This is a genomic window from Bordetella genomosp. 2, from assembly GCF_002261345.1.
GTDB lineage: Bacteria > Pseudomonadota > Gammaproteobacteria > Burkholderiales > Burkholderiaceae_B > Bordetella_A.
The window spans coordinates 1,148,900-1,166,812 of record NZ_NEVT01000003.1 but is presented as its reverse complement, the minus strand read 5'-3'; the positions used below and the strand labels follow the sequence as shown (position 1 = coordinate 1,166,812).

17 protein-coding genes are annotated in these 17,913 nt (G+C 70.3%); 3 read left to right on the top strand and 14 right to left on the bottom strand.

Annotation, left to right across the window (positions count from 1 at the left end; translation table 11 throughout):
• Positions 1–30: 30 nt before the first annotated feature.
• The 14 genes from CAL24_RS07575 to CAL24_RS07515 form a co-directional block, all read right to left on the bottom strand.
• Positions 31–2,139, bottom strand: a complete 2,109-nt coding sequence (locus CAL24_RS07575; protein WP_094806268.1) for a pilus assembly protein TadG-related protein — start codon at positions 2,137–2,139, stop codon at positions 31–33.
• Positions 2,140–2,152: 13 nt separating this feature from the next.
• Positions 2,153–2,542 (bottom strand): DUF3613 domain-containing protein, encoded by a 390-nt coding sequence (locus tag CAL24_RS07570; protein WP_094806266.1) that lies wholly within the window; start codon positions 2,540–2,542, stop codon positions 2,153–2,155.
• A 41-nt stretch (positions 2,543–2,583) separates the two neighbouring features.
• Positions 2,584–3,423 carry a tetratricopeptide repeat protein gene (locus tag CAL24_RS07565; protein ID WP_094806265.1) on the bottom strand — a complete coding sequence of 280 codons (840 nt, stop codon included), beginning with the start codon at positions 3,421–3,423 and terminating at the stop codon, positions 2,584–2,586.
• Positions 3,423–4,424 carry a type II secretion system F family protein gene (locus CAL24_RS07560; RefSeq protein WP_094806263.1) on the bottom strand — a complete coding sequence of 334 codons (1,002 nt, stop codon included), beginning with the start codon at positions 4,422–4,424 and terminating at the stop codon, positions 3,423–3,425. Before CAL24_RS07560 ends, CAL24_RS07565 begins: the two co-directional genes overlap by 1 nt.
• A gap of 10 nt (positions 4,425–4,434) precedes the next feature.
• Entirely contained in the window at positions 4,435–5,367 is a 933-nt protein-coding gene (locus CAL24_RS07555) for a type II secretion system F family protein (RefSeq protein WP_094806261.1), read from the bottom strand.
• Positions 5,367–6,722: a CpaF family protein gene (locus CAL24_RS07550; protein ID WP_028353582.1), complete on the bottom strand. Its 1,356-nt coding sequence runs from the start codon at positions 6,720–6,722 to the stop codon at positions 5,367–5,369. Before CAL24_RS07550 ends, CAL24_RS07555 begins: the two co-directional genes overlap by 1 nt.
• 62 nt (positions 6,723–6,784) lie before the next feature.
• Positions 6,785–8,116 carry a pilus assembly protein CpaE gene (locus CAL24_RS07545; protein WP_038853193.1) on the bottom strand — a complete coding sequence of 444 codons (1,332 nt, stop codon included), beginning with the start codon at positions 8,114–8,116 and terminating at the stop codon, positions 6,785–6,787.
• A complete protein-coding gene (locus tag CAL24_RS07540) occupies positions 8,113–9,465 on the bottom strand; it encodes a type II and III secretion system protein family protein (protein ID WP_231501689.1) in 1,353 nt (450 codons plus the stop codon). Before CAL24_RS07540 ends, CAL24_RS07545 begins: the two co-directional genes overlap by 4 nt.
• 68 nt (positions 9,466–9,533) lie before the next feature.
• Entirely contained in the window at positions 9,534–10,499 is a 966-nt protein-coding gene (gene cpaB, locus CAL24_RS07535; protein ID WP_094806258.1) for a Flp pilus assembly protein CpaB, read from the bottom strand.
• Positions 10,496–10,990 carry a TadE/TadG family type IV pilus assembly protein gene (locus tag CAL24_RS07530; RefSeq protein WP_051439341.1) on the bottom strand — a complete coding sequence of 165 codons (495 nt, stop codon included), beginning with the start codon at positions 10,988–10,990 and terminating at the stop codon, positions 10,496–10,498. The genes cpaB and CAL24_RS07530 overlap by 4 nt, the downstream gene beginning before the upstream one ends.
• Positions 10,987–11,415 (bottom strand): TadE/TadG family type IV pilus assembly protein, encoded by a 429-nt coding sequence (locus tag CAL24_RS24285; RefSeq protein WP_038853196.1) that lies wholly within the window; start codon positions 11,413–11,415, stop codon positions 10,987–10,989. Before CAL24_RS24285 ends, CAL24_RS07530 begins: the two co-directional genes overlap by 4 nt.
• On the bottom strand, positions 11,412–11,921 hold the full coding sequence (locus tag CAL24_RS24280; protein WP_028353588.1) for a prepilin peptidase: 510 nt from the start codon (positions 11,919–11,921) through the stop codon (positions 11,412–11,414). Before CAL24_RS24280 ends, CAL24_RS24285 begins: the two co-directional genes overlap by 4 nt.
• 97 nt (positions 11,922–12,018) lie before the next feature.
• Positions 12,019–12,204 (bottom strand): Flp family type IVb pilin, encoded by a 186-nt coding sequence (locus CAL24_RS07520; RefSeq protein ID WP_028353589.1) that lies wholly within the window; start codon positions 12,202–12,204, stop codon positions 12,019–12,021.
• 94 nt (positions 12,205–12,298) lie between these two features.
• A complete protein-coding gene (locus tag CAL24_RS07515; protein ID WP_051439342.1) occupies positions 12,299–13,129 on the bottom strand; it encodes an MHYT domain-containing protein in 831 nt (276 codons plus the stop codon).
• A gap of 445 nt (positions 13,130–13,574) precedes the next feature.
• Between CAL24_RS07515 and CAL24_RS07510 the strand changes: the two genes are divergently transcribed.
• From CAL24_RS07510 to CAL24_RS07500, 3 genes are all read left to right on the top strand, one after another.
• Positions 13,575–15,290, top strand: coding sequence for a ShlB/FhaC/HecB family hemolysin secretion/activation protein (locus CAL24_RS07510; RefSeq protein ID WP_094806254.1), 1,716 nt, complete (start codon positions 13,575–13,577; stop codon positions 15,288–15,290).
• A 299-nt stretch (positions 15,291–15,589) separates the two neighbouring features.
• On the top strand, positions 15,590–17,161 hold the full coding sequence (locus CAL24_RS07505; protein WP_094806252.1) for a collagen-like triple helix repeat-containing protein: 1,572 nt from the start codon (positions 15,590–15,592) through the stop codon (positions 17,159–17,161).
• A gap of 30 nt (positions 17,162–17,191) precedes the next feature.
• Positions 17,192–17,740, top strand: a complete 549-nt coding sequence (locus tag CAL24_RS07500) for a MarR family winged helix-turn-helix transcriptional regulator (RefSeq protein ID WP_051439344.1) — start codon at positions 17,192–17,194, stop codon at positions 17,738–17,740.
• The last annotated feature ends 173 nt before the right edge of the window (positions 17,741–17,913 follow it).

Below are 17,913 nucleotides of genomic sequence, written 5' to 3'. Positions count from 1 at the left end.
TCCGGCCAGCGGGAATTCTGCATGTTCATGTCAATACACCAGCCGCGGCTTGCCACAATCCACGGACAACAGGGATATGTCGGTCTCGCCCAGGTTCAGGCCGAGCAGGTTGAGCAATTGCTGCAGCAGCATCGACAGCGGCGACAGCAGCGGTTCGAGCAGCGCGACGACGATGCTGGCCAGGCCGCTGATGGCGTTGCCGCCGGTCAGCGCCAGGTCGGCCACCGTGTTGACGCGGCACTCCTTGATGCTGCCGAACAGGCCGCCCACGCCGCAGGCGATGTCCAGCACCGGCGACAGCAGCGAGCCCAGCACATTGCCGACCACCTGCAGCGTGCCGCCCAGCACGCCGGTCAGGCCGCCCTGGCGCATGCGCTGGCCCAGCCGGTCCATGGCGGCGCCGGACCACTGCAGCTCATTGACCACTTCCGTGATCGAGCGGCCGTGCGGCGACGGCCCCACCAGTTGCGCGGCCAGCTCCTTGCGTTGCGCCGCGGTCGGCACAGCGCCGTTGGTGAGCAGGTCGCCCAGGATGCCGCCGATCACCGCATCGGCGACATTCGCGGTCAACGCCGCCAGGTCCAGGTCGGTGGCCTGCACCGTTTTGCTGGCTTCGCCCGAAGGCGGCTCGGTCAGCGTCACCGGCAGCGGATCCCCGGCGCGGAACACCGGCAAGGTCACCCGGCTGGTGAGCGGCAGGATGCCCAGCACGTTCAATACCTGGTGGCGCCCCACCTCGACGAATCCGCTTTCCACGCAGGCATTGGCGCGCGAGAAGAACGATTCGGCATTGGCCGGATCCATGGCCGGGAAGCCGCCCAAGCAGACATTGGCCACCGACGAGCGCACCTCGAAACGGGCCTGCCGCGGCGCCAACGGCGCCTCGCACAGCGCGGTCAGCGTCGCGTCGGCCTGCCCGGCCTCGATGATCAGCGGCAGGTCCACGCGGGTGCCCAGGGTGCTCAGCAGCGGCCCCACCACGGGAATGTCGTCGGTCCGCAGGCGCAGGTAGACGCGCACGCCCGCAGTGCTGGCGCGCGTGCCGACCCCGCCCACCGCGATCGAGGGCGGCTCCACCACGCGCACCCGGCTCTGCACTCCCAGGATGGGCACATCCAGGCCCAGGTTGATCAGGTTGTCGCCGTTGGCAATCATCAGGCTGGTCTGCAGCAGGTCCATGACCTTGACATCGGCCAGCAGGGCAGACTGCGCGTCGGTGGCCAGCGAAGCGTCGAGCACGCCGCCGTCGCCGAACAGCTTGATGGGAATATCCAGCGGCGCCACGTCCAGCAGCACCTGGACGATGTCGGACAGGAGGCCGATTTGCGCCTGCGCCGTGCCTTGGGTGCGCTTGACCAGCGCCAGGGTGGCGTCGAGCAAGTCGCCCAGCGACACCGCCTCCAGGGCGGCCAGCTGCTCCGGCGTGCCGATGCCGGACAACAGGGTCAGCGGCAGGCCCAATTGCTGCAGCAGGCCCGAAGGCGTGATGTCGAGATTGACCAGGCCGGCCGAATCGAGCACGGCGAGCTGGCCCGGCGTCGCACCCAGCGACGCCAGCAGCTTGGCGAGCAGGCCGTCCGAAGCGAGCCGCAGCAAGCGCGATTCAACGCTGAAGGCGGCGGTCGGGGCGGTCGTGGCGGCCACCGCCACGACGCTGGCGCGCGTGCCGCCAGCCCAGCCGCTGATCACGCCGGGGATCAGCGCGCTCAGCGTCTTGTCGATGCGCACCCGCACTGCGTTGGCGCGGCCGCCGCCGGCCGCGTCGGGATCGAACAAGTGCGTGCCCGACGCGTCGGCGCGGGCCGGGTCCCAGAATTTGCAGTCGACGCTGATGTCGGCCGCCGTGATGGCATCGACGAACCCCGGCACATTGGCGACGGCGCTGGCCTGCGCGGCCGCGTGCACCGGCGCGCCCGCGGCGCAATCCGCCAGGCTGCCGCTGGGCGCCAGCACCTGCACGGCCGACAGCGCGGCCAGGTCGGCGGCCTTCTGCAGCTCGCGCTTCATGTAGAACAGATAGCCGACCTGCGCCGACAGCAGCACCACCATGCCGATCAGCACGGCAAAAACCGCCATGACGGTGATGGAGCCGCGTTGGCGCGCTGGTGGGCGCGGCGACAGGCGCGATAGCCGGATCATCGGTGGCGCCGCCCTACTGCCCTTCGATCTTGACCTTCTCGCTGAACCATTCCGGGATGGGTTGGCGGAAGCTCTCCAGATAGCGCTGCCAGGACGCGGTGGCGACCGGCCCGAGAATCGGCAGGGCGCCGCCGGCGCGGCGGCCGTCGGCCTGGGCCGCCAGCAGCGCGCGCGTGACATCGCCGACCGCGGCGTGGCCGGCGGCGCGCGGCGCCGCGGCGGGCGCGGCCGGCAGGGGCGTCTGCACTTGCCGCACGACCGGCCGGTCGGGCAGCGGCTGCGCGGCTGCCGGGCCGGCCGGCTGCGGGGCGGCGGCGCCGGTCAGCGGCGCGTTCATCTGGGCGCACGCCGCCCACGGCAGTGCCGCGATCAGGACCAGGTAACGCGGGAAATATCGGAGCATGGTTGCCTCTTCGGGTTGTGCGGGGTCGGGGGACGCGGCGGTCATTGGGATAGCGGCGGGTTGAGCGTGCGGTCCATGGTCGGCTGCAGCATCGGCAGCGCCACATCGCGGCCGCTGGACGCCTGCACGACCGGCCGCACCACGCCGGCACGCGGCGCATCGTCATCGCCGGCGCGTATCTGCCCGGCCAGTTGGAACACCTGGCTGCGCGCCTCCGGTCCGAGGCTGGCGCGGTCCATCAGTTGCTGCGCCTGCGCGGGCTGGCCTTCGACCAGCAGCAGCAATGCCAGGTTGGCCAGCACCCTGGCATTGCCCGGATCCAGTTCGGCGGCCTGGCCCAACGGCACGCGCGCACCCGCGCTGTCGCCGGCGCGCAGCCGCGCGTAGCCGAGGTCGCCGAGCATCTGGGCATCGGTGGGCGCCAGCCGGACGGCGCGCTCCAGGTCCTGGGCGGCCTGCGCATAGTCGCCGCGGGCGCCCGCCAGCAGGCCCAGGCCGTGCCAGCCCAGCGCGGCCTGGCTGCCGCCCAGCAGCTTGCGGTAGGTCGCTTCGCTCTGCGCATCCTGGCCGGTGCGGCGCAGCGCGTCGGCCTGCAACGCGACCAGCTCATCGTTGGCGCCGAAGCGCTGCCGATAGGCATCGATGTAGGCCAGCGCGGCGAAGTGGCGTCCCTGCGCCTGCGTGGCGCGGATCATGGCCAGCATCAGGCCGGGCTCGGAAGGTTCGGCGCCAGCCTGGGCCTGGTCTTCGGCCTGCCGCACCAGGGCCTGCTCCTGCTGCTGTTGCTGCATCAGGGCCCAGGCCGTCTGCGCGCCGCCGCCCTGGCAGCCCGCCAGCGCCGCGGCGCAGGGCAACAGCGCCAGCCGCCATCGAAGCTTCATCACATTCCTCCCGCGATGCGCGACAGGCCGCGCATGACCGACAGGACGCCCATGCCGCCGGTCACGATCAGCAAGGCCGGCAGCAGGGTCATGATCATGACCCCGGTCATCTTCACGGTGAGCCGGCCGATTTTCTCGCGCAGCTCGAAGCGGCGCCGGTCGCGCACGCGCTGCGCGAAGCGGTTCAGCGGTTCCTGCACCGCGCCGCCATGGCGGTCCACCTGCACGATCAGCCGGCACACCGCCGCCAGGTCGTCTTCGTCGAAATCCTGCGACAGCCGGGCCAGCGACTGTTCGCGGGTGCGGCCGCGCGCATAGACGGCCGTGGCGGCGCCCAGCTCATGTCCCAGCACCGGCAGCACCGGCGAGAAATCGCTGACGATGACGTGCAGGCTCTGGTCCACCGACAGGCCTACTCCCTGCAGCAGCCGCAACAGGTCGATCAGCAACGGCAGTTCCTTGGCGGCCTGCTTCTTGCGCGCGGCGACGCGGCGCGCAAGAAGCAGCTTGGGCAACAGATAGCCCGCCGCGAAGCCGATGAACAGGGTCGACAGCGTGGCGAGCATGGAGCCCGGGCCCAGCCAGGCGCCGCGCAGCAGCAGCGCGGCCACGGGCAGGCCCGCCGCCAGCGCGAAGCGCAGCGCGACATAGCGCGCCCGCGCGCGGGCGATGTCGCGGTATCCGGCCAGGTCGAGCAGCTTGGCGTCTTCGGCGGGCAGCAGCGCTTCGGCGAGCCGGCCCCGCCCCAGGCGCCGGCCCAGCGCATCGGCCCCCTGCGCCAGCGCGCCCATGCGGCCGGAAGCCTCGGCGGGCCCGGACCCGGCCGGCCCGGCGGCCGCGCCGGCGCGCGCGGCCAGCGCCTGCTCGACCACGCGCAGCGTGCGCGACTGCCCGCGCAGCCGCAGCACCATGCCCAGGCCGGCGGCCAGCAGCGCCAGCGCGATCAGCAGCACGCCGGCGGCGAGCAACATGGACGGGTTGGCGGCAGTCAGGATATCCATGGCGCAGCCCTCATATCGACTTGGTCATGCGGTACAGCCAGTACGAGCCGAGCAACTGCAGGGCCAGGCCGGCCATCAGCATCTTGAACCCCAGCGGGTCGTCCCACATGGTCATGAACATGGCGTTATTGGTCAGCATGATGTAGCAGGCAATCCCCAGCGGCAGCAGCGCCAGGACCCAGGCCGACAGGCGGATCTCGGCCGACGATGCCGCCAGCTCGCAGCGCGCCTGCGCCACGTCGCGCATGAACTCGGCCATGCGCTCGAGCACTACGTCGCTGCGCCCGCCGAAGCGCTGGGCGACCCGCACCACCGCCGCCAGCAGGCGCAGCTCTTCAAAGTCGTACTGGCGCGCCACCTGCGCCAGCGCGGCGTCCAGCTCCTGGCTCGAGCGGCTCAGGTGGGCGGCCCGCTCGACCACTTCGCGCAGCGGCTCGCTGGTATTGGCGGCGGCCGCCTGGAACGCCGCGGCCATGCTGTTGCCGATGGTGATCAGCCGCACCATGTTGTCCAGCATCTCGGGCAATTGGTCGAACATGCGCGCGCGGCGCCGGTCGGCGCGCAGCCAGATGAGGAAATACATGGCCACCAGCAGCATCACGCCGGCCGCGCCGGCCGACACAATGCCGCCCAGCAGCCCGGCCAGGGCCACGCCCAGCGCCAGGATGCCGGCCGCGCCGGCATACAGGCCCGCCGTCTGCCGGATGCCGGCGCAGCGCAGCAGCGTATCCCAGCGCGCCACGCCGCTGCTGAACGCCGCGCGGCGCGCATCGGTCGGGTCGCCGGCGGCCGGCGCGGCACCTGCCTGGCCCTGCGCGAGCTGGCGCTCCAGGAACACCGAGCTGGCCTGGCGCCGCGCGCCGCGGCCGGCCTGGCGCCACAGCAGCGCCGCGCCCAGCACCATGACCAGCGCCAGCAGCGCGGTGGTCCATGCGGCCGCCATCAGCGCCTCCGCCCCCAGAAACCGCCGCCGGACGGCTCGTCCTGGGCGGCCACGCTGGCGCGCAGCTCGTCGCGCAGCTTGGCCAGCTTCGGCGTATGCGGGTGCACCCCCAGCCACTGCCAGTTGTCCTTCTCCTCGCCGTCCGGCGTCACGAAAAGTTCGTGCCGGTAGAGTTCCTGCGTCGCGATGACGTTGTCGCCCATGCCGGTGACCTCGGTGAGGGAAAGCACGCGCCGCTTGCCGTTGGGCAGCCGGCCGATCTGCACGATGAAGTCGAGGGCGCTGGCGATCTGCCGGCGCAGGCTGTCTTCGCTGCCCTGGAAACCGGCAAAGCCGGCCAGCATCTCGATGCGGTACAGGCATTCACGCGGCGAATTGGCGTGGATGGTGGCCATGGAGCCTTCGTGGCCGGTGTTCATGGCCTGCAGCATGTCCATCACTTCGGCGCCGCGCACCTCGCCCACCACGACACGGTCGGGCCGCATGCGCAGGCTGTTGCGGATCAGGTCGCGGATGGTGACCAGGCCGCTGCCGTCGAAGCCGCCCTGGCGCGACTCCAGCCGCACCACGTGGGGATGATTCAGCGACAGCTCGGCGGTGTCCTCCACCGTGACCACCCGTTCGCCGGCCGGGATGAAGAACGCGAGCGCATTGAGCAGCGAGGTCTTGCCCGAGCTGGTGCCGCCGGACACCAGGATGTTGCAGCGATTGGCGACCGCGGCGCTGAGCAGGCGATAGATTTCTTCATTGAACGTGCCCAGCGTCAGCAAGTCGGCCGGTTTGAGCGGGTCTTTGCGGAACTTGCGGATCGACACCATCGGCCCGTCCACCGCCAGCGGCTCGATCACCACGTTCAGGCGCCCGCCGTCCGGCAGGCGGGCGTCCACCATGGGGCTGGATTCGTCCAGCCGCCGGCCGATCGGCGCCAGGATGCGCCGCACGATGCGCAGCACATGCTGGTTGTCCGAGAACCCCAGCGTCTCGCGCGCCAACACGCCTCCGCGCGAGACGAACACGTTGTCGTGGCCGTTGATCAGGATGTCTTCCACGGCCGGGTCGGCCAGCAAGTCCTCCAGCGGGCCGAGCCCGGCCAGCTCCTTGGTGAGCGCCGCGGCGATGTGCCGCATCTCGCTCTCGTTGATGGCGACGCGCCGGGTGCGCGCGAAGCTGGCGACCTCGATATCGACGAAGTCCTGGATCGCCTCGCGGGCCCAGCGGCCGAACTCGGCGCCCAGCTCCTCGATGCGCGAGAGCAGATGCTCGTACGCCGCCGTCTTGATTTCCTGGTAGCGCGCGGAGCCGACAAAGCTGTTGTCGCCTTCCTGGCCGAATGGGATCGTCGCTGTCATGATCATGTCGGGTCCTGTTTCAGTCCGCCCGCCAACGCGCGGCCGGCGCGGCGGCCTCCGGGCGCCGGTCAGTTGCTGACCAGCATGCGCCGATGCACGCCGGGCAGCCAGGTCGCCAGCCAGCTGCCGCGCCCGGCGGACTGCTGCGTGTCATTGCACAGTTTTTCCATCAGGCCCTGTACGCCGCGCACATAGACGTCGCGCTCGGCATCCTGGTGCAACAGGCGGCCCTGGTTGGTGCACACCATCAACGCCAGGGTGCGGTCGGGCAGCGTGCCCACCAGTTCCAGCCGGAAGCGTTCGGCGATCTGCTGGGCGGTCATGCCGTAGCGCTCGTCATAGCGGTTCACCACCAGCCCGATGCCGGCCCGGTCGACGTGGCGCCGCTCCAGGTCCTGCAGCACGCCGGACAGCGCCACCAGCGAACTGACGCTCTGGTCGGTGACAACCCAGATGGTGCGCGACGAACGCGCCAGCCCGGCGACGAAGTCCATGTTGGAAAAGCCGCCGGTGTCGGTCACCAGCAGGCCGAAGTGCTGGCGCAGGCGCTCGAACACCAGCAGCGAATCGGACGGCGAGATGTGGTTCATCTGCGCCAGGTCGCGCGGCAGGGCCATGACGCCCAATCCTTCGCGCGTCCGCGCCATGGCCGAGCCCAGCAGGGTCGCGTCGAGGCGCTGCAGGTTGCGGGTCGCCTCGGCGAAATCGAAATCGCCCGCCACGTTGACATAGAGCTGCGCGTCGCCGATCGGCCACCCGAGATCCAGCAAGGCCACGCGCGCCGCCGGCGGCAGCGCGGCGCCCGGTTCTGCCGGCTTGACGGGCGCCGCGCCGGGCGCGGCGGCATGGACCTGCGCATAGCGTTCCTGGGCGATGCCCGACAGGTGGGCGGCCAGCGTGCTGGTGCCGACGCCGGCGCGCGCGCCGATCAGCAGCACGTCGCGGCGCGAACCCGCCTCGCCCGCGCCGAACGCCGGCACGTCGAGCAGCCGCTGCACCACCTCCCGCACCTCGTGCGGCGCGACCGACGGGTCGACGAAATCGGTCACGCCGGCGCGCAGCGCGGCAATGGCGCCTTCGGGCTGGCCCAGCAGCCCGACCGCGACGCGCGGGATGTCCGGGGCGACGCGCGCCAGCGTGCGGGCCAGGTCGGCCGAATGCAGCAGTTTGCCCGGCTCGTTGCTGTTGAGCGTGAAATCGAGAAAGATCACCTTGGGTTCGATGTCGGCCAGCCGCCGCGCCAGGTGCTCCAGCGAGGGGGATTCCTGCGTCAGCACGCCGATCGGGCCCAGGGCCTGGCTCAACTGCGCCGCGAGGGCATCGCCCCTGGAGCAGAAGAGGAACCGGATACCGCTCTGGAGCCCGGCAAGTTCTGTGGAATATGCCTTCATGATGTTCACCGTGAAAAGCCGGGCACCTGCTGACCGCCAGCCGGCCCCATCAGGTAATAGCCCCAGGCGTTGGCCAGGCTGTCGGCCTGCTCCTGGCGCTCGCCGGGCAGCGGCAGCGACACGCCGCGCGCGATGGGCCGCACCAGGCGCGGCGTCACCACGATGACCAGCTCGCGCTCTTCCTGCGAGTACTCGATGCCGCGGAAGAAGCTGCCGATGATCGGCAGCTCGCCCAGAAACGGCACCTTGTTGACCGACGCCTTGGTCTGGCGGGACACCAGCCCGCTGATGACGAAACTCTCGCCGTCGCCCAGCTCGACCATGGTGTCGGCCCGGCGCGTGCGCAGCGCGGGGATCAGCGTGGTGTTCTCGCCGTTGACGATGGGAATGCCGTTGACGTAGTCAAGCTCGCTGGCTTCCGGCGCGACCTTCAGCGCAATGCGTTCGCGCGAGAGCACGGTGGGCGTGACGGTCAGGCCGATGCCGAACGGCTTGAACACCACGTTCTGCGTGCCGAGCCCGCCGGATTCCGGCACCGGAATCTCGCCGCCGGCCAGGAAGCTGGCGCTCTGGCCGCTCAGCGCCACCAGCGTCGGCTCGGCCAGCACGCGCGCCATGCCGTTGCTCTGCAGCAGGCGCAACGTCGCGCCGAAATCGTTCGAATCGAACAGCAGGCTGAAGCCCTCGCCCAGCAGCCCACGCCCGGCGATCGATCCCGGCACGTTGAATCCGTCCGGCGCGGTGCGCGTGCCGAAGCCCCAGCCGCCGGCGCTGCCCGCCATCGACAGGCCGACCTGCTTCATCACGGAACGCGACAGCTCCACGACTTTGACTTCCACTTGCACCACACCGCCCGGGCCGGCGGTCGCCACGTCGACGACCTGCTGGCCGCCCACCGCGGCAGCCGCCGCGGCCACGGCGTTCTGGTGCGCCAACGCCGACTGCGACTGCCCGGACACCACCGCATGCGCGCCGGCTACGTCGACCTGCGCCTCGCCCGCCAGGCCGCGCCGCGCCAGCTCGGCCTGCACCGCGCCGGCCACGCGGACCGTCCACGCCATCGGCGTACGGCTGCCGCGCGCCCATACCTGGACCTCGGTGGTGCCGGCCTGCTTGCCGATCAGCATCACGGCGGCCGGCCGGCCGGCCGCCGCGGGCAGGATCTTCACGTCGGCCACCGCGGGATCGGCCACGGCGATGCGCGTCGGCGTGCCCGGCAGCGGCAGCAAGTGCTGGCCCTTGACCGGCAGGCTGATGTCCTGCGCGGCCGCGGTGGCGGGACGATCCTGGCCCGCCGCCGGCGCGCCGTACAAAACGCCGGCCAGCGCCAGGGCGAAACAGATCAGGGGGGCGCGCATTCTGGGGTTCATCCGGGTCGACATTGGGAATGGGAAATCGGCGGCGGCCTGGGCTTGGGGCGGCCGGGTCAGTAACGCACGTGCTGCGCGCTGTCGCCGCGCAGGATCTCGATGCTGCGTCCGCCGGCGCCGGCCGGGCGCGCCGCGGCGCGCTTGACCGGCTCGGGGGCCGGGCCGTCGAGCTGGGCCAGGCTGTCGCCCGCATAAGCGCGGTTGGGCCCCGTCTGGAGCGCCTCGACTTGCGCGGCGCTCAGTCCGTTGCGCGCCGTCATGACGGGTTGGCGCGGCAAGAACAGGTCGCGATCCGGCAATACCTCGTCGTCCGGCGCGCGCAAGGCCAGCTGCAGATGGCCCGAGCGGCTGGCCAGCAGCAGCTCGTTGACGCGCTCCACCGGCACCGCCAGCAGCGCCGAACGGGCGGGCTGCTGGGCGCCGCGCTGCACGGCCGGCTTGTCGGACGCGACCGGCGGGCCGTCGACCGACTGCGTGCCGTACGCCAGCACGCGCACGCGCGACTGCAGCAGGCGGACTTGCGTGCCCTGCACTTCCTGATTCTTCTCGAGCGCGAAGAACACATCGACCAGATCGCCCGGCATGACACGATTGCCGGCGCCGACGATCTCATCGACCGGCACCGCCACGGCGCGCTCGCCGGCCCGCAGTTGGCGCGCCAGGCCCTGCGCCAGGAATTGCCCCGTGACGGGCTCGCCCGCCGCGATGTCCAGGCGCGCCACCTCGCCCAACAGGTCCTCGGGCCTGGCATAGCCCTGGCTCAGCGAAACCGGCCATTGCTCGACCTTCAACATGGCCGGCTCCAGGCGCGTGCCGGCCGCGATGGCGGTCGCCGCCAGCACGTCCGGGTATCGGGGCCCGGCGGATGCGGGCGCGGACGCGGGCGCGGCGGACGCGCCGTCGCCCGCCGGCGCCGCGACCGCCGCGGGCGCGGGCCGCGTGGCCAGGTGATACGCGAGAAATGTCAACACCACGCCTGCCGCCAGCAGCACCGCGGCGAGGATCTTGGTCAGGCCGGTCATAGCGGCTCCTGTGTAATTTGAATGACGGCGCGGGCGGTCAGCGTGACGGGCACCAGCCCGTCGGCCGCCCCGCCGGTCGCCAGGTCGAGCAGGCCGTGGAAGGACCGCAGCAATGGCCACTGCGCCATGTCGTAGCGCAGCACCACATCGACGCAGCCCACCGCGGCGCCGCCCGCGCCCGTCCAGGCGCAGGCCGCCGGTCCCGCCGCGCGGTTGCAGGCCACCCGGGTGGCCGGACCGAACACATCCAGGGCGGCGTCGCACGCGGCGCCCTGCACGTCGGCGCGCCCCGCGTAGCGCGCCAGCATGCCGGCGCGCGCGCCCTCGCCGGCGGCGGCCGACAATTGCTGCTGGGTCCAGAACAACGCCCCGTAGCCGACGACGGCCAGCAGCAACAACAGCATCAAGGTCACCACCAGCGCGAATTCGATGGCGGCCACGCCGCCCTGGCGGCCGCGCGTCGCGGCGGGCACGATGCGCCGGATATTCATGTGGCGCTCCCCGCGCTCTGCAACAGCCCCAGCCGCACGGTGGCGCGGGCGCTCAGTTCGTCCGGCACCATGGCCGCGCCGATCCACGGCAGCGCGGGAACCAGGGGGTGGTTCGCATAGGCATAGGAAATGCGCACTTCGAGCTGGTCCGCCGCCAGCACGGCGCCCCCGCACGCGCCGCCGCCGGCGGCGCTCAACGCGCCGGCGCTGCCGCATACCGCGACCCGCAGGGGCGCGGCCGACATGGCGGCGATCCAGCCGGCGCGGTCCAGCGCCGCATCGCGCGCCGCATTGGCGCGTGCCAGCATGTGCGCCTCGCCCGTCTGCCATTGCAGCGCCTTGCGCGCGCCATCCTGCGCCGCCAGGTTGAGCGATTGCTGGGCGGTGAATACCAGGCCGTAGGTGATGATCGCGTACAGGATCATGAAAAACACCAGAAACACCAGGCCGAACTCAAGGGAATAAACACCGCGCTGAGTGCGCCCAGGGCCATATAGGCGGCGTAGGGCACTTGGCGCAGCCGGGCCGGCGGCCTCCGGCGGCGCGCCGCGGCCAGATACAGCAGCGCGTGCGCGCCGGCCACCAGGCTGGCGAGCGCCAGCGCCAGCACCAGGCGCGCCGGGCCCATCGCCAGCCCGAGGATGGCGATGGCCTTGACATCGCCCGCCCCCATCCAGCGACGCTGCCAGAGCAGGAAGAATGGCACCGCCATCAGGAAGCCGCCCGCGGCAGCCGGCCAGCCAGGCCACAGCGGCGGATAGCGCCAGCCGGCGACGCAGGCAGCGGCGCCCGCCCACAGCAGCACGCCGCAAAGTCCGCTCACGACGAGCCTGTTGGGCACCTTGCGGCGGCGCAGGTCGCCATGGGCCAGCGCCAGGTTCCAGGACGTGAATAGCAGCCACCACAACGCTACCCCTGCGGACAGTTCCATGCTTCACGCGCATCCCGCGCAACGGTGCAGAGCCGGACCGTCCTTACCGGAGCCGGCCGGCACCGCCGCCGCGACACATTTGCCCACGCCCCGACCATTACTTCGGCTTGGTGGCGGCGTCATCCAGTTTGGTGCCGATACCTTCGAAGAAGGCCTTGAGATCGTCTCCCAGCGCCCAGATCGCCGCGCCGACGGCCACCACCAGCACCGCCGCGACGATCGCATATTCCAGGGCCGTCACGCCCTCCTCATCCTTCCAGAACCGCATCAATTGCTCTTTCATTTTGTTCTCCAGGCCTACGCAAGCCTTCACGACTACCCGGCCGGCGCCATCCCATGCGGCGCCGCCCCTCACCATCCCGGCACTGCCGGGATCTCTACCCGCGCCGCGGCAGGCCGGCGGACGCATCGCCCGCCGCCGCCGCGGCACCGGACCCAATCAGCGCGTCCACGCGCCGCGCCAGCTGCTGGCGAAAACGCAGGGACGAGCGGTGCAGCTGCCAGCGCAACAGCGCCAGCGCGACGATCGACAGCGCGAACACCACATAGGGCAGCGCCGCGCCGCCGATCTGCAGGCCGCCGGATTCGCGCGGCGCGGTGCACACCATCACGCCGGCCGCCGCGGCCGTGTAATGCATGCCGCAGACCGCCGCGGCCATCACCACCGCAGCCAGCACCCGCTGCCAGGCGGTCTGCACATTGAAGGCCAGCCACAGCGCGGCGGTGGCCGCCGCCACCGCTATCAGCACCGACAGCACGATCAGCGGCAGGCTCCACAGGAACAGGGCGGGCATGCGCATGGCGGCAATGCCCACGTAGTGCATGGCGGCAATGCCGAGGCCGGCGATGATGCCGCCCGCCAGGCAGCGCGCCGCCGAGAAGCGGCCGCGGGCGACATACCAGAGCGCCAGGCCGGAACACGCCACGGCCAACAGGAAGCTCAGCAGCGTCAGCCATACCTGGTAGCCCGCCTCGAACGGCATGGCCTGCGCCTGCATGCCGATGAAATGCATGCTCCAGATGCCGATGCCGCCCATCGATACGGCGGCAATGCCGACACTGGGCAGCCAGGACACGCCGTCGGCCGCGGCGGCGCGGATCTGCGCGGCCGCGCGCAGCGCGACATAGGCGCCATATGCCGCGGTCAGGAACGACAAGACGACCAGGCCCGCGCTGAATGACAGGGGAACGACTTCGCCAGGAGTCATGAAAGCTTCCGATCGACAACAGGCCCCGCGCTCAGCGGCGAGACCAACGAGAGGGGCATGCGTCTGGTTTCACAATGAAATATGAGCAACGAATCGCAACTCTTTAAGTTGCATAACGTTCAAGATAGTTTCAACTAATAACTGGAGAACAACATCAGGGTTATTACGTAATTTATGTTTATATTTCCAACTATACTAACTTATCTGCACAATAAGTCCAGATAAGCCCCAAAACAAACAACAAAATGCCGAATATTCGTTACATACTGGCAAGTATTGCCCTTATAGACTACACAAATATTCAACTTTGTGTTTTTTTATTACGTTGCACTCGGCATAACTGATGCGTTGTGGCAACATTAAGAATAGATATTAGTTTTTTGTTTCAACTTGGCGGCTCGCCTTCCCCTGCGGCCGCCGTCTTGTCCCCCGTGGACTGCGGCCCATGATTGTTTCCTCGCGCACAGGCGTTCTGGCCTCCCCTTTCCTGCTCGCCCTGGCGGCCGGCACGGCGCATGGCGAAGGCCCATTGCGCGGCAATCCGGTCGACGCGCTGCCCCACATCCAGACGCCCGCCGCCAGCGGCGCCCCCCAGCCGCAGCCCGCCCTGCAAGTCCCCACGCCGGAACAGCGCGCCGTGCAGGCTCGGCTGGCGCAGCGCCTGGTGCCGCGCAGCTTCGATGTGTCCGGGGTGCGCGCCCTGCCCTTCGATGACATCTCGAACCTGCTCGCGCCGCTGGCAGGCAAGGAAACCACGGTTGGCGCGCTGGTGCAGGAGGTGGACAAGATCACCGCGCTGTACCGCGCGCGCGGCTACCCCCTGTCATTCGCCCTGCTGCAAAACCAGTCGTTCGCCGGCGGACTGGTGACGGTCACCGTAGTCGAGGGCTATGTCGGCAACGTGCGCATCGACGGCGATATCGGCAATGCGCGCGACCGCCTGCAGGACCTGGCCGCGCCGCTGCTGCAAGAACGGCCGCTCACGCAGGCCACGCTCGAACGCGTACTCAACCTGATGCGCGCCGTGCCGGGCGTGCGATTCCAGCCCAGCCTGGAACTGCCGCGGCGCGCCGACGGCGCCACCGAACTGGTGCTGGCGGCCACCCGGCGCCCGCTCACGGCCAACGGCGGCCTGGTGGACCTGGGCACCGGCATGCAGCCCCTGGTGAATGTGGCGGGCAACAGTCTCACGCCGCTGGGCGAACAGGTGAAGCTGACCAGCAGCGTGCCGCTCAACAGCGACGACGTGCGCTACATCGCGCTCGAAGCCACGGTGCCGCTGGGCCCGGACGGGCTGGCCCTGTACGCCCGGGGGCACCACTACCGGTCGCGGCCGCAGGACGACGCGGTCGAGCGGCTGGGCTACGATCGCGAAGTCACCAACAACCGCGTGGCGCTCGGGCTGAGCTATCCGCTGCTGCTGAACAACCGCCGTTCGCTGACTGCCTCGGCCGGCATGTACGCAGTGGATGCGACCGACCGCTATATGCTGCGCGGCACCGATTACTGGCTGCAGCAGGATGTCGACGTGCGGGCCGCGACCGTGGAACTGCGCTATCGCGATCTCCTGCCGACCCGCTCGACCGAAGTGGGCCTGGGGATATCGCAGGGATTCAACAGCCTGGGCGCCGACAAGACCGTCGATACCAACTATGGCTACAGCGGCGTTGCCCAGGTGGACCTGAATTTCACCCGCTACAACCTCGACCTGAAGCAGACTTTCACGCTGCCCGGCCAGCTCGGGGTGGTGCTGCGCGGCGCGGCGCAATATAGCGACGACGTGCTGCCCAGTTCGGAGCAAGTGTCGTACGGCAGCTGGCGCTATGCGCTGGGCTACCCCCAAGGCGAGAAAAGCGGCGACAAGGGGGTGGGCCTGTCGGCCGAGATCAATCGCCGCTTCGGCGTGGGATGGAAGCACCTGAACAGCGTACAGCCCTATGCCGTGGTGGACTATGCGCGCACCTGGTACAACAACCGCGCCATCCAGGAGAACAACCCCGGCCACCTGTCCTCGGTGGGGCTGGGCCTGCGCTTCACCGACGACAAGTACTACCTGTTCGACGTCAACATGGCCAAGCCGGTGGGCGCCCGCCGCGTCGACGACGGCGATCGCGACCTGCGGTTCAACGCCAACTATTCACTCTTCTACGACGCTTTCTGAAGACCTGCCCGCGCGCCGCCGCATCGGCAACGTTACGTAACATCGCCCCCGATGTAACGTGACTTGGCCACGAAATCGTAACGTTCGCAGGATTGCCGACATCCCAGATTCGGGATGTTCCAATTTGAGCGACATTCTGATTTTTCCGCCAAGCCCTTGATCCGATGAGGGTTTCCTGATTTCTTCCGACCATCGAAACAGGATTTTTCCGGCGGTTTCGAGATTTGGCACGGTTCGTGCTCCAGAGGGGAAGTTCCGGCGCAAGTGACGCCGAATAGACCACTAAGAGGAGTGCAATCATGCCCGCAACAACTTCCGACCTTCGTCGTGTTCCGCATCTGCTGGCCCGCACGGCCCTCGCCGTTGCGCTGTCAGCCGCATTGGCCGCCTGCGGCGGCGGCGGTGGCGGCGATGACGCGATCGCCGGCATCCCGCCGGGCATCGGCGGCGGTGGCAATGGCGGTGGCAATGGCGGTGGCAATGGCGGCGGCGGTGGTGGTGGGGGCGATACGCCTGCCGCCCTGCCGCCCGGCCTGCTGGAGACCACGCTCGGCAACACCGGCCAGGCAGTCGACAACGTCGCGCCGCTCGACCTGGGCAAGGCCCTGGCGGGCGTCGGCGAGGCGCTCGATCCCACCCTCGCCCCGGTGGTCGACACAGTCACCGGCCTGACACAGCAAGTCGGTGCCGCCACCGGGCTGGGCGCGCCCGTGGACGGCGTGCTTACCCAGGTAGGCGGAGTGGTCGGCAACCTGGGCGACACCGTCACCGGCACCGGCCTGCCCGGCGGGCTCGGCGCCGGCGTCGGGGGGCTGGTCAGCGGCCTGGGCGACACGGTCGCCAGCGTGGGAGGCCTGCTCAACGCCAATCCCGACAATCCCCAGCCGCTGACCACGGTGCTGGGCAATGCCACCAGCGCCGTGGGCGCGCTGACCGGCGCGCTGGCGGGCGAAGGCGGGCTGCTCAATCCCGTCACGGGCCTGGTCGGCAACTTGACCGGCAGCCTGGGCGACGGCCAGCCGTTGCTGGAACCGGCCCTGGCCAATGTCGGCACTACCGTGGACAACGTGCTGCCGCTGGGCTTGAACCCCGCCCTGGGCGGCGTCGGCGCCAGCCTCGACAACGTGGTCAGCCCGGTGGCCGGCAAGGTGACGGACGTGACCCAGCAAGTGGGCGCGGCCACCGGCCTGGGCGCACCCGTGGCCGGCCTGCTGACCAGCATCGGCGGCACGTTGGCAGGCGTCGAGGGGCAATTGCCCGGAGGCACGCCGTTGAACGGCGTGGTGAACAACCTCGGCAATGCCGTGGCCAGCCTGGGCGGCGTGCTGCATGGACCGGGCAACCCCAACCCGCTGGGCGCCACGCTGAATCACACCACCGCCGCCGTGGCCTCCTTGACCGGCGGACTGGGCGGCGAAGGCGGCCTGCTGGCCCCGGTGACCGGTCTGGTCGGCGGGCTGACGGGCGGACTGGGCGGCGGCGCCGACAATGGCGGCCTGCTCGCCCCGGTGACTGGCCTGGTCGGCGGGCTGACGGGCGGACTGGGCGGCGGCGCCGGCAATGGCGGCCTGCTCGCCCCGGTGACCGGCCTGGTGGGTGGCCTGACCGGCGGGCTCGGCGGCAACGGCGGCGCCAACAACGGCCTGCTGGCCCCGGTCACCGGCCTGGTGGCGGGCCTGACGGGCGGGCTGGCAGGCGGCACGGACGCTGGCGGCGGCGCCAATGGCGCCGGCCTGCTGGCGCCGGTCACGGGGCTGGTCGGGGGCTTGACGGGCGGGCTGGGCGACAACAGCGGCAGCGGCGGCAACGGCGGCCTGCTGGGCGGCCTGGTCGGGGGGTTGCTGGGCGGCCTGAACGGCGGCGCCAAGTGACCGGGCGGACGGTGAACGGAGCGTGAACCCATGCTGCAATACCTGGATTCCGTGGCGCCCTTCCGCCGTCCTTCCGTACCGGTTTCGGAAAGCGACGAGACACGGCCCGACATGATCGACGACATCGCATTGATGCTGGGGCGGCAATTCGCCGCCTACACCGCGGCCTGCCAGGCCGCGCTGGCGGAGAGGATGGACATGGCGTTGGCCGACCTCAAGGCGCTGGACCTGGTACTGGAGTTCGAGTCGTTGCCCACCGGTCAACTGGCGCAATTGATGGGCATCAGCCCCGGCGGCGCCACGGCGCTGATCAACCGGCTGGAAGCAGCCGGCTACATCGCGCGCGGCCGGCATCCGCTGGACCGCCGGGTCATCGTGATCCGGCCGGTCCAGGAACGGTGCAGGCCGCTACTGGCCGAACGGCAAGCCATCGCCCGCGAAGTCACCCTGCTGGCGCGCAACTTCGACACCACCCAACTGGAAACCGTGCACAACTTCCTGGCGCAATGCCTGAAAGCGCTGCGGCACGATACCCGCGCGTGGCTGGAAACGCGCAATGCCCAGCGGTGGGATGATTGACGGGCCAGCTGTCAGGCAGCTTCCTTGATAGGTCAGGTGTCAGGCATCTTCCTCGATAGGCCAGGTGTCTGACACCCCATGCGGCAGCCGCGGCATGCGCCGGGCGGTTCGAAGGGGTGTCAGACACCTTTCCCTGGACACCTTTCGTTCCTAGGTCCGCGCCAGGTGTCTGA